The sequence below is a fragment of the Lysobacter sp. TAB13 genome (assembly GCF_052113885.1).
Lineage (GTDB): Bacteria > Pseudomonadota > Gammaproteobacteria > Xanthomonadales > Xanthomonadaceae > Lysobacter > Lysobacter gummosus.
Genome location: NZ_JBFRDR010000007.1, coordinates 50,647 through 61,767 on the forward strand (window position 1 = coordinate 50,647; position 11,121 = coordinate 61,767).

The following is an 11,121-nucleotide window of genomic DNA, read 5'->3' on the forward strand; positions in this document are numbered from 1 at the left end:
CCCTCAGTGATGATGCAAACCGGCCACGGGGTCCAACCGCGCCGCGCGCGCCGCCGGCCACACGCCGGTCAGCAGGCCGACCAGCAGCGCGGTGACGATCCCGATCAGGCAACCCGAGCCGGACACAGTCGGTTCGCCGAAGTAACTCGACGTGGCGGTGATCGCCCACGCCGCCGCCGCGCCCAGCACCACGCCGAGCACGCCGCCGAAGCCGGTGAGGATCACCGCCTCGGCCAGGAATTCGAGGAAGATGCCGCCGCGCGAGGCGCCGATGGCGCGCTTGATGGCGATCTCGCGGCGGCGCGCATTGACGCCGGACAGCATCACGTTGCCGATGCCCAGCGCTGCCACCGCGAACACCACCGCCATCAGCAGGAACAACCCGGCGCGCACGCTGGCCAAAGTGGTGTCGAGGTAACTGCGCAGGCGTTGCGCGGTGACCACGATGAAGTCGTCCTCGCCGCGAGCGCTATGGCGGTGCTTGCGCAACTCGGCGGTGAGGCGACGGCCGATCGCGTCGATGTCGTCCTGTCCGGCGAAGCCTGCGTGCAGTTCCAGATCGCTGCGGCTGCCGTCGCTGTCCATCGCCCGCACCAGGCCGATCGGCGCGATCACTAACCGTTCGAAGTCGAATCCCAACGCGCTGCCGGCGCCCTTGACCACGCCGCTGACGCGACAGCTGCGCCCGGGCAGAACCAGATCGCGGCCGATCACTGCCGCCGCGCCGCCGAGCTCCGCCGCCAGACTGCGTCCGGCCAGGCATTGCCGGCCGCCTCCGCCGCGCCAGTCCTCGCGCGAGGGCCAGGCGCCGGCGACCAGTTCGATTTCGCCCAGCGCGAAATAGTCCAGGGTGGTGCCGTACACCGCCGCGGCGCTTTTGCGCGAGCCCAACGCGATCGCGTTGTTGAACGCGCCGTAGCGCAGCAGCGGCGCCACCGGCCGCTGCGGAAAGGCGCGCGAAACCGTGCGCAGGTCTTGCTCGGACAAGCGGTTGGCGGTGCCCAGCAGCAAGGATTCGTAGGAAGGATCGGCGCGCACGATCACCACTTGCCGGCCCATCGATTCGAACGAGCGCACCAGGGTGCGCGACAAGCCTTCCGACAGCGACGCCACCGACACGATGCCGGCCACGCCCAGGGCCACGCTCAGCATCGCCACCGCCGTGCGCACCGGGAAACTGCGCAACTGCCGCAGCGCGGCGTGAAAGGCTTCGCCGAGCACGAACCCGGCGCCCGGCGCGGCCGCGGGCAGGGCCGATGCGGCATCGGCGCGCGCGCGCGTCTGCGCGGCGGCGATCGCGGTGTCGTCCTGGCCGGGGCGCGCGCCTGCGGTCATTGGCTGCGCAACACGTTTTTCGGATCCTTGCGCGCGGCCTGCCAGGCCGGCGCCAGCGAGAACGCCAGCACCAGCGCGGTGGTCGCCATCGCCACCAGCGCGCAGGCCTGCCAGCCCAGCACCGGCGCCGAGTCCAGGCGCAATACGTTCTTGAGCGCGCCGGCGGCGATGCGGCCGAGCAACAGGCCCAAGGGAATCGAGATCAGACACAGCAGCAGCGCTTCGCACACGAACATCCACGCGATGTCGGCGCGGGTCGCGCCGATCGCTCGGCGCAGGCCGATTTCGCCCGAACGCTCGTCGGCGCTGAGGAACATCATGTTCATCACGCCCAGCGCAGCAACCAGCGAGGCCAGCAGCGAGATCCACGCCACCGTGCGGCCCTGGCTCTGGGTCGCGCCGCGCGCGCTGTCCAGCAGCGCCTGCTTGGCTTCGATGCGCAAATCGTCCGCATCAAAGCGGCCGCCGTACTTGCGCAGCAACAGCGCGGACAACTTCGCGCGCAGGCGCTCCATGTCGGCGCCGGCGGCAGCCTTCACCACCAGCCGGCCGCCGTCGTCGCCGGGCTTGACCAGCGCGCCGGCGCCGGCCAGCGGCAGGAACACCGCGTCGTCGTTGGACACGAACTTGCCCGGCTCGTCGGTCGCCGCCAGCACGCCGCCGACCACGTACCACTGCCCGCCCACGCGCAGGAATTTTCCGACCGGCGAGCGCCCGGGAAACAGCGCTGCGGCGATGCGCGCGCCGAGCAGGCATCGCTTGCCCGATCCGGCGCCGCGGCCGAGCCCGCGGCCCTGTCCGACTTGGATGCGATCGATATCGAAATAATCCTCGCTCACCGCCAGCACCTGCGCCACCTGCCGCGTGCCCGCTCCTTCCAGCAAGGTCGCCGCTCCGGACAGCTCCTGCACCAGCGCCGCGCGCGCGACCCATTGCGGCATCCGCTGCAGGTCGGACAGATCGCCGGACGACGGCACGAAGCCGCCGCTGGCGGTGGACTGGCCGCGGATCACCAGGGTGTCGTTGCCCAAAGTCTCGAAGCGGCGGCCTAGCACCTGCGCCATGCCCTCGGCGATGCTGGCCACGGTGGAATACGCCATCACCGCCAGCACGATCGCGCTGGCGCACAGCACGGTCGGGCGCGGACTGCGCGCCAGCGAGCGCGCGGCGTCGGTCACACCCGCCAGCCAGCGGCGCAAGCCGTCCATGCGCTCAGGCAAGCGCGGCGGCGTCGAGCACGCGGCCGTCGGACACCCGGATCGTGCGCTGGCAGCGCTCGGCCACGTGCGGCGCATGGGTCACCACGATCAAGGTGCGGCCGTTGGCGTGGATGCGCGCGAATACGTCCAGGACTTCGTCGGAGGTCTTCGAATCCAGATTGCCGGTGGGTTCGTCGGCCAGGATGATGTCCGGCTCGCCGACGATGGCGCGGGCGATCGCCACGCGCTGGCGCTCGCCGCCGGACAATTCGTCGGGCCGGTGCGCGGCGCGGCGCTCCATGCCCACCTCGGCCAGCGCGGCCGATGCGCGCGTGCGCGCCGCCGCGCGCGCCAGCCCGCGATAGCGCAAGGGCAGCATCACGTTCTCCAGCGCCGAGCAATTGCCCAGCAGATGGAAACTCTGGAACACGAAACCGATCGTGCGATTGCGAAAGCCCGACAGCGCCGCGTCGTCCTGGCGCTGCACCGGCCGGCCGTGAATGCGGATTTCGCCGGCATCGGGCGTGTCGAGAAAACCGATGATGTTGAGCAGGGTCGATTTGCCCGAACCCGAGGCGCCCATCACCGCGACGTATTCGTGCTGCGCCACCTGCAGATCGACACCGCGCAACACCGTCACTTCGGTCGCGCCGAGGCGGTAACTCTTGCGGATGCCGCTGAGCTCAACCGCGTTCATACGAGATCACGCGCACACGGGTGCCCGGCTGCAATGAGGGTTGGCCCGATGCCGGCACCACGATCAAGTCCTCGGCGCTGAGGCCGCGGCGGATTTCCTGGCGGCTGTCGTTGGCGTCGCCCAATTGCACTTCGCGCAGACTGGCGATGCCGTCGCGCACGACCAGCACGGTGCCGGTGTTGCCCTTGCCCGCCGCCGGCACCGCCTCGCCTTCCTCGCGCAACGCCGCGATCGGCACGGTCAACACCGGCGCGGCCTTGCGGCTGGGAAACTCGACCCGGCAGGTCATGCCGGTGCGCAGGCTGGCGCGGCGGGTATTGCGGATGTCGATCAATACCTCGTAGCTGGCCGCGCCGGTCGCGGCGGCGCCGTTGCCGCTGCCGGCGGCCGCGCGCGTGGGCGCCATCGACACCGAGCGCACCGTGCCCTGCAACGGCGTTTCGTCGAAGGCCGGCACCACCACGTTGGCGATCGCGCCGGGGCGGATCTTCCACACGTCGTATTCGCCGAGCTTGGCGGTGGCCACCAGCACGCTGGTGTCGGCGATGCGGGCCACGATCGAGCCGCTGAAGCTCAGCGCGCTGGGCACCGCGGTTTCGCCCGCCGACACGTCGATCGACAACACCGTGCCGTCGATCGGCGAACGCAGCAGCGACTTGTGCAGGCTGTCCTGCACTTCATCCACCAACGCGCGCTGGTTCTGGATGCGGGTGCCGCCCTGGCGGTATTCGGCGTCGGCCTGACGATAGGCCGCGCGCGCTTCGTCCAGGTCGGCCTCGCTGACCAACTGTTGCTTGCGCAGCTCGGTGAACCTGCGCAGCTTGGCCGCGGCCAGCTCGCGCGACGCGCGATTGACTTCGAGCGAGGCGACCTCGCCGTCGCGCCCGGCTTCGCGCTGGGCCAACTGCGCCTCGTACTGCTGCGAGCGCAGCTTCATCAGCGGCTGGCCGCGCTTGACCTCGTCGCCCTGGCGCACGTAGATCTCTTCCACCGCGCCCAGCACCTCGGCGGTCATCGCCAGTTCGTTGCGGTACGACAGCGTGCCGTCGGCGAAGATCACCGTCGGCAGCGCGTCGAGTTTCGGATTGACCACCGCCACCGGCGCGACCGAGGCGACCGTGTTGCGCGTCGCCAGCAAGCCCAGCGCCAACACGCACAGCGCCAGCGCGCCGGCGGCGATCGCCAGACGCCGCGGGCGGCGCTCAGGCGTAGACGGGGAGTTCATGGCGGGGTTCTCCTTGCGCGATCCGGCCCAGTTCGTGCACGTGATCGCCCGATTGGATCCATTGGGTGCGGTGGGTCACGATGATCTTCATCCCCGGCCACTGGCGCAGATGGCGCAGGATCGCGCCCTCGGTGGCGGCGTCGATGTCGCTGGTGAATTCGTCCAGCAGCATGATCGGCGCATGGCTGTACAGCAGGCGCGCCAGAGCGATGCGCTGGCATTGCCCGGCCGACAGACTCTGGCCGACCGCGACCACCTGGGTCTGATAGCCCAGCGGCCAGGCCACGACTTCATCGTGAATGCAGGCCGCGCGCGCGCAGCGCTCGATGCGCTCGACATCGGCCTGCGGGTCGAACATGGCGATGTTCTGCGCGACGCTGCCGGCGAACAATGCCGGATGCTGATTGAGGTAAGCCACCGCCGCCGCGCCGGCGGCGCCTTCGCGCTCGCCCTTGATGCGGATCTGCACGCTGCCGGCGTCGGGCAGCAACAGGCCGCCGATCAGTTTCAGCAAGGTGCTCTTGCCGCAACCCGAGGGCCCGACGATCACGTTCAGGCCGCGGTCGTCGAAACGCGCATTCAAATGCTCCAGCACCGGCGTGCCGGTGCCCAGGTAGGAGAAACCCAGATCGCGCACCGTCACCTGGCTGGGCTCATCCCACACCGGTGCCTGGGTGTCGGCCGGCGGCGCCGCGTCGTCCAGGCTCATCAGGCCCTGGATCGACTCGATGCGGTCGGCGTTGATCCGCACCACCACCAGCTGCATGAAGAACATCTGGATCGCGCGCACCGACGGGCCGGTCCAGCCGAGCAGGAAGTAGCAATAGAACGCGGTCTGGTCCGACAGGTCGATCGACGGGAACGCGACGAACAACAGCAACAGCGCCGCGATCGGCACCACCTTGTCCTGATAGGCGTACAAGGCCTCGAAGATCGCATTGAGCTTGCCGCGCGCCTCCAGCCACTTCTGATGCTCGCCGAAGCGCTCCATCAGGCGGTCGGCGAAGACCTGCTCTTTTCGGTTGACCTTGACGTCCACCGCCATGGTCAGGGTTTCGGCCAGAGTGCTGTAGTAACCCGAATAGGCCAGCACTTCGCCGCCGGTCAGGCGCAGCAAGCGTTTCCAGCACAGCACCAAGACCACGGTCGACAGCAAGGTCAGCGCAAGAAACAGCAACGCGACCTGCGCGCTCTGGAACGCCAGCACCGCCAAGGTCGCCACCAGCACGCCCGAATCCAGGATCAGGCCGGTGATGCGCGCGGACAGGAAGTCGCGCACGCCGGAGACCGAATTGACGCGCGCGATCAGATCGCCGGCGGGCAGCAGCGAAAAGATCCGCAGCGGCAGCCGCAGCAGGCGATCGACGAAGCGGGTAATCAAGGATCGATCCAGGCGCAGCTGGATCAGCAGCGATACCCGCGCGCGCATCCAGTGCGCGGCGACGAACGCCAACGACAGCACCAGCAATCCCACGCCCAGCCCGGTCGCGCTGCCCTGACCGCCGTAGGCCAGGAACGTCACCGCGCGGCTGAGCAGCCACGGGAAGGAAATCGTGGTGGCCACGGTCAGCGCGATCACGCTGAGCAGGAACAGCCACAGCGACCAGTTCTCGCCGAGAAATTCTTTGAACAGCTGGCCCAGCGGCGAGGTCTTCGCGCCCGCGGGCGTGGACGGATCGCGCTCGGCGCCGATGAACACGCCGCTCCACTGCGACTGGAACTCGGCATGGGCGAGGCGGCTTTCGCCGCTGGCCGGGTCCAGCACCGTGACCTCGCGCTCGTCGATGCCGCTGACCACGACGAAGTGCTCGCGGCGCAGATGCACGATGACCGGCAACGCCACGTGCTTCAGCGCTTCCACGCCGCCGTCGCTGGCCCGCAACGCGCGCGGACGCACGCCGCACATGCGCAGGACGTCGAGCATTTCCTTGGCCGACATGCCGCGCTGGCTGACCGGGTAGCGCGCCGCCAGCGCGAGCATGGGCATGCGCAGCCCGAGCCCGGACAACAGCATCGAGATACAGGCGTGGCCGCAGTCGGCGGCCGAGGTCTGACTGACGAACTTGGTCCGGGCCGCGCCGCGCCGCGTTGAAGGATTCACGTGCTATTCGTCCAGGCAGGAGCCCGCGAGGGGCGCGCAAGCGACCCCGTCCGATCCGCGCCGCGGTGGCCGGAGGAACCGGCACGACGACCGCCGCGCGGGCCGCGCGAACACGCGTCGCGTTTTCGCGACGGGCATCCGGCGCCGCGCGAGGCATCTGGCATCGCGGCGTGGATCAGGGCTGGGGTCGCGGTCTTGAAGGAGCCGCCCGCTTGCGGCCAGGCGGCTCCGGGAAGCCGATCAGCAGTGACCGACACACACCGAGTGGCCGTTGGAACAGCCGCACTCGCCGGTGAAGGAACAAAGCCAACCGCAACCGCAGACCACCGGCTTACCGCCGAACAACGCTTCGAGATTTTCGTCCGAGAGTTCCTCGGCGAACGGGACCGCTGTCGTGCTTGGATCCTGGACGAGATCGTGTTGCTGCAACATGGGGAAGTCCTCAGTTTTGACCACGAGCCGATGCGCTGCGTGGGTCGATGCCCCCCTGACTTTCGACGTTGCACTTGTTATCACGATGCCGTGCGCCGTTCCGAGGCCGTCGTCAAAGATCGTTTCGCTATGAGCTTATGACGTTTTTTCGACAGCGCTACGTCGCAGAAAAAATCTGCGAAATTTTTACATGAGGGCATCATCGTCTCACTTGCGAGCGCATGCGGCGGACATCGCTGTCGTTGTCTTGCATGCGGATCACTGCGAGCGACACGCGGCCGTTGATACGCGGATCGCGGCGCTGTCATGGCGTTGCCGGCGAGATCGCGGCGGCGATGCGGCCATCCAAGTGGCATCGTGCCGATCCGTTAAATGGCCGTTGTCTCATCCAGGCGCGGCCGGCATCGTGGCCGCAGGTCGAAGCCCGCATTCAGCGATTCGACTCGCGCCGCCGGCGTATTCAACTTCCACTCTCCGCGGAGCCCGCCGTGAAACTCGCCGTTATTCTCGCCCTGATTACCGCGCCGGCCTTCGCCACTGAATTGCCGCCGGACCTCGCCAAAGCGATTAACGACTACGACCGGGCGCAGGTCAGCAACGACACCGAGACGCTCGCGCGGCTGGTCGATGACGAATACATATTGGTGAATTCCGACGCGTCGGTGGAAAACAAGCAACAGTTTCTGGCCGATTTCCACTTGCCGGGATTCAAGATCGATCCGTATGCGCTGCAGGAGCGGATACAGAAGGTATGGGGCGACGGCGCGGTGATCGGCGGCCTGCTCCATCTGGGCTGGACGCAGGACGGCCGCCACCAGACGCGCACCTTGCGGGTGTCTTACGTCTGGGCCAAGCGCGACGGCCGCTGGCGCGCCACCTACGGCCAGGTGACGCGCGTGCCTTGAGTTACACGCCCATCGCGATTTCCAGCAGCACCCGCCAGGCGTTCATGGGCAACCATTCCTCATAGCCGTCCCACTTTTCGTACTTCGGAAGTTTCACGGTGTCCGGAACCTTCATGAAGGGCGTGCCCTTCTTGAGTTCGGCAAGAATCGCCGCGCGCAGGTCGCGTAGATAATCGAGTTGCTCCGCGACGCTCGCCCGGGGCCCGACCGCCGCGTTGTGCGCATACATCACCCGGTCGAAATCCAGCTTGTCCATCTCGGCGAGGGTTCGCTCCCACTCGCGCGGCGAGAAATCGGGCATGTAGGTGAAGCCCACGCGCTTGGGCACGACCAGATCGACGGTGTAGATCGCACGCTCCTTCGGAAACTGGAATACGGTCATGCCTTCGCCGTGATTCGGGCCGAAATACAGCAGATTGATCGCGGCGTGCCCCAGCTTGAGTTCGTATTTTGTCCCGGACCAGGTTTTGTCCGGCATAACGACATCGGGGCTGGGATGGCTTTTCAGCCAGTTCGCGGCCGCCTCGTGGCTCAGCACCGTCGCCCCTTGCGCCTTGAATACTTCGCCGCCGCTGATGTGATCGTAATGATTGTGCGAATACACCAGATAGCGGATCGGTTTATCGGTCAATTTTCGTATGGCCTGCAACGAGGCCTCGGCGAATTCCTTGTCGAAGCTGTCCATGACGATCACGCCGTCGTCGGTGACCATGAAGGCGTTGAAGGCCATTCCGGCACCGAAGCTGTAGAGCCCCGGAGCGATCTGGGTGGTCTGGTAGGCCGGATGCGCCTGCGCGGCGGGGCTGATCGCGCCCAACCCTAAGACCATCGCGGCGAGCGTCAGCAGCCGGACCCACGGATTATTGCAGCGCATCGTTCGCAGCCTCGGATCACCAGGACCCAGTATGGCCAGGCGCTGTATTCGGACCAGAGCCATTCACGCGATAAATCGAATGCCACTGCGTTATTTTGCGTATGAGACGCGAATTGTTACGCGACGTCCGCGCCTCTCTCACCGGGAGATAACGCCGCAGCGCTTATCCATGGGCGCTCCCATCCTGAAAGGCGCGATGCCATGAACAGGTCGAAGCAGAAAGGCGAAATCGAGCGGCTGGAGAAATCGTTTTGGCAGTCGATGCTGGACGGCGCACCCGAAGTGGCCACTAGAATGCTGACCGAGCCCGCGGTGATGGTCAGCGCGCACGGCACGAACAAGTTCGACCATGCCGCTTACCTGAAAATGGCGAACGACGACAAATTCAAGTTGACCGACTACGAAATATCCGGGATGGACGTTGTTTTCCCGACCGACGATGTCGCCGTCGCCAGCTACCACGTAAACCAGAAGATGCAGATGAACGGCAAACCCATGGAGATGGAGGTGTACGACACCTCCACCTGGGTCAAGGTGGACGATCGCTGGCTGTGCGTGATGCACACCGAGAGCCCTGTCGCCTCTAAACATTGACCGCGCCGCCGCGCTCTTGATCAAAGCCGGGGCGCGGCGTTCGGGCCAACGAGTATTTTCGGTTGGCGCGCCCGACCGGCGCGCCGACCGTTGCCAACAATCGATCCGATGAGCGAGCATCCCCTCATGTCCGGGACGCCTCGCGCAATACTTGTCGAGCTTCGCCGGGCGAAGCCGACAGGAGAGGATCGAAAATGCAGCAACCTTCAGGGCTCCGGTCGCCGGCCGCGTATTTCGAGCGGGTCGATACGAAGCGCTTTCGCGCCACCGAGCATGTCGGCGGCGGCTGGAATCCCGCCGAACAGCACGTCGCTCCCGCCTTCGGCCTGCTCGCGCACGCGGTAGAAGCCGATCGCGATGCGCGCCGCAGCGACGGCTTGCGCCTCGCGCGCCTGTCCTACGACATTCTCGGCATCATTCCGATCGACGTCGTCGACATCGAGGTCGCCGTGCTCAGGCCCGGCCGCACCATCGAACTGGTCGAAGCGCGCCTGAGCCACGCCGGCCGCGTCGCCCTGATCCTGCGCGCCTGGCTCATGCAGGAATACGACACCGCCGCCTTCGCCGGCACCTCGCTGCCGCGCATCGCCCCGCCCGACCAGATGGAGCCGTGGGAACCGGGCTCGTTATGGCCGGGCGGATTCGTCCGCAGCGTAGACGTGCGCCGTGCGCAGATCGAACCCGGACGGGCGTCGTATTGGCTGCGCACCGCCGTGGCCTTGATCGGCGGCGAGCAGGTCAGCGCGACCGCGCGGGCCCTGGGCATGCTCGACATCTCCAACGGCATCACGCCGCGGGCGACGCCGGAAGCTGTCGCGTTTCCGAATCTCGACCTCACCGCGCATCTGTTCGCGCCGCCCAGCGGCGAATGGCTGGGGCTCGACACCACGGTCAGCTTCGGCGCGGGCGGTTTCGGCCTCACCCACAGCATCATTCACGACAGCGGCGGCCCTATCGGCGCGGTGTCGCAGTGCCTTACCGTCAGGCCGCGCGTGTGATCGATGGGCCTGCCCTGCGGCGGGCCCATCGCAAAAACCAGGCGACTTACTTCGGCGCGCCTTCCGGCGCCGTCGTCAGAATATCGTCGTCCTTCGTCCACGCAGGCGTGGTGATGGCGTAGTACTCCAGCGCTTCGCCCTTGCTCGCGCGAATGGAACGCACGACGCTCGGCGGAATCAGGACGAACGAGCCCGGACGCACCGCGTGCGCCTTGTTGCCCAGCCACACCTCGCCGCGCCCCTTGAGCACGAAGAACGACTCTTCGCCGACCTTGTTATGGCTCCACGCGCTGGCGCGGCCCGGCTCCAGCCGGAACAACGCGACGCTGCCCTGATCGGTTTTGGCGCCCAGCGCCGCGCTGCGACCGGTGAGTTCCTGCAAGAAAACACCCGGCGACACGGTGACGACAGGAAGATCGTCCGGATGCAGAGCGGTCTGGGAATAAGCGCTGGTCGCGAAAGCAAGCAGGGCCAGGAGCGAGTACGAAAGTTTCATGCGAGCGCACGGCATTGGGGAAGAATCCAGCATACACGGCGCGGTTTTTTCCGTGGCATCGCCATGGATGGCACGCGGAGGATTGCGCACCTCGATTTTTCTCGCGCCGCTTGCTTGATCCGCCGCACCACGCTCACGCCGCCACCGTGTTCAGCAACGCCGAAACAAGCCGCCGGACCGGCGGCTTTTCCGATACGGGCGGCAGCCCGGTTTACCGATATTCGTGCACTTCCACGCCGCCGACCGGCTGACGCACAATGGGACG

11 protein-coding genes are annotated in these 11,121 nt (G+C 67.2%); 3 read left to right on the top strand and 8 right to left on the bottom strand.

The genetic code is table 11. The features are described 5' to 3' along the window. Positions 1-3: 3 nt before the first annotated feature. The 6 genes from AB4Y92_RS10555 to AB4Y92_RS10580 form a co-directional block, all read right to left on the bottom strand. Positions 4-1,335, bottom strand: a complete 1,332-nt coding sequence (locus tag AB4Y92_RS10555; RefSeq protein ID WP_441819599.1) for an ABC transporter permease — start codon at positions 1,333-1,335, stop codon at positions 4-6. After that, positions 1,332-2,543, bottom strand: coding sequence for an ABC transporter permease (locus AB4Y92_RS10560; RefSeq protein WP_441819600.1), 1,212 nt, complete (start codon positions 2,541-2,543; stop codon positions 1,332-1,334). Before AB4Y92_RS10560 ends, AB4Y92_RS10555 begins: the two co-directional genes overlap by 4 nt. Positions 2,544-2,547: 4 nt before the next feature. After that, positions 2,548-3,231, bottom strand: a complete 684-nt coding sequence (locus tag AB4Y92_RS10565) for an ABC transporter ATP-binding protein (protein WP_441819601.1) — start codon at positions 3,229-3,231, stop codon at positions 2,548-2,550. After that, positions 3,218-4,456 (bottom strand): efflux RND transporter periplasmic adaptor subunit, encoded by a 1,239-nt coding sequence (locus AB4Y92_RS10570; protein WP_441819602.1) that lies wholly within the window; start codon positions 4,454-4,456, stop codon positions 3,218-3,220. The genes AB4Y92_RS10565 and AB4Y92_RS10570 overlap by 14 nt, the downstream gene beginning before the upstream one ends. Further along, positions 4,434-6,557 (bottom strand): peptidase domain-containing ABC transporter, encoded by a 2,124-nt coding sequence (locus AB4Y92_RS10575; protein WP_441819603.1) that lies wholly within the window; start codon positions 6,555-6,557, stop codon positions 4,434-4,436. Before AB4Y92_RS10575 ends, AB4Y92_RS10570 begins: the two co-directional genes overlap by 23 nt. A 240-nt stretch (positions 6,558-6,797) precedes the next feature. Beyond that, the gene (locus tag AB4Y92_RS10580; RefSeq protein ID WP_148649061.1) at positions 6,798-6,989 is read right to left on the bottom strand and encodes a hypothetical protein; all 192 of its coding nucleotides are present in this window, start codon (positions 6,987-6,989) and stop codon (positions 6,798-6,800) included. A gap of 488 nt (positions 6,990-7,477) precedes the next feature. Between AB4Y92_RS10580 and AB4Y92_RS10585 the strand changes: the two genes are divergently transcribed. Further along, positions 7,478-7,894 (top strand): nuclear transport factor 2 family protein, encoded by a 417-nt coding sequence (locus AB4Y92_RS10585; RefSeq protein WP_441819604.1) that lies wholly within the window; start codon positions 7,478-7,480, stop codon positions 7,892-7,894. 1 nt (position 7,895) lies between these two features. Here the strand turns inward: AB4Y92_RS10585 and AB4Y92_RS10590 are convergent, their stop codons facing one another. After that, entirely contained in the window at positions 7,896-8,768 is an 873-nt protein-coding gene (locus tag AB4Y92_RS10590) for an MBL fold metallo-hydrolase (RefSeq protein ID WP_441819605.1), read from the bottom strand. Positions 8,769-8,969: 201 nt separating this feature from the next. On the opposite strand from AB4Y92_RS10590, the gene AB4Y92_RS10595 reads away from it, so the two are divergent. Together AB4Y92_RS10595 and AB4Y92_RS10600 are read left to right on the top strand one after the other, a co-directional pair. Then, entirely contained in the window at positions 8,970-9,362 is a 393-nt protein-coding gene (locus AB4Y92_RS10595) for a nuclear transport factor 2 family protein (RefSeq protein WP_441819606.1), read from the top strand. Positions 9,363-9,556: 194 nt separating this feature from the next. Further along, complete coding sequence (locus AB4Y92_RS10600) at positions 9,557-10,360, top strand: thioesterase family protein (protein ID WP_441819607.1); 804 nt, start codon at positions 9,557-9,559, stop codon at positions 10,358-10,360. Between the two features lie 46 nt (positions 10,361-10,406). Here AB4Y92_RS10600 and AB4Y92_RS10605 read toward each other — a convergent pair whose 3' ends face one another. Continuing rightward, entirely contained in the window at positions 10,407-10,856 is a 450-nt protein-coding gene (locus tag AB4Y92_RS10605; RefSeq protein WP_441819608.1) for a cupin domain-containing protein, read from the bottom strand. Positions 10,857-11,121: the final 265 nt, after the last annotated feature.

What these genes read in the sequence shown, in the direction of transcription:
- AB4Y92_RS10555 (WP_441819599.1), bottom strand. Translation starts at nt 1,335, where the DNA reads ATGACCGCAGGCGCGCGCCCCGGCCAGGACGACACCGCGATCGCCGCC.
- AB4Y92_RS10560 (WP_441819600.1), bottom strand. Translation starts at nt 2,543, where the DNA reads ATGGACGGCTTGCGCCGCTGGCTGGCGGGTGTGACCGACGCCGCGCGC.
- AB4Y92_RS10565 (WP_441819601.1), bottom strand. Translation starts at nt 3,231, where the DNA reads ATGAACGCGGTTGAGCTCAGCGGCATCCGCAAGAGTTACCGCCTCGGC.
- AB4Y92_RS10570 (WP_441819602.1), bottom strand. Translation starts at nt 4,456, where the DNA reads ATGAACTCCCCGTCTACGCCTGAGCGCCGCCCGCGGCGTCTGGCGATC.
- AB4Y92_RS10580 (WP_148649061.1), bottom strand. Translation starts at nt 6,989, where the DNA reads ATGTTGCAGCAACACGATCTCGTCCAGGATCCAAGCACGACAGCGGTC.
- AB4Y92_RS10590 (WP_441819605.1), bottom strand. Translation starts at nt 8,768, where the DNA reads ATGCGCTGCAATAATCCGTGGGTCCGGCTGCTGACGCTCGCCGCGATG.
- AB4Y92_RS10595 (WP_441819606.1), top strand. Translation starts at nt 8,970, where the DNA reads ATGAACAGGTCGAAGCAGAAAGGCGAAATCGAGCGGCTGGAGAAATCG.
- AB4Y92_RS10600 (WP_441819607.1), top strand. Translation starts at nt 9,557, where the DNA reads ATGCAGCAACCTTCAGGGCTCCGGTCGCCGGCCGCGTATTTCGAGCGG.
- AB4Y92_RS10605 (WP_441819608.1), bottom strand. Translation starts at nt 10,856, where the DNA reads ATGAAACTTTCGTACTCGCTCCTGGCCCTGCTTGCTTTCGCGACCAGC.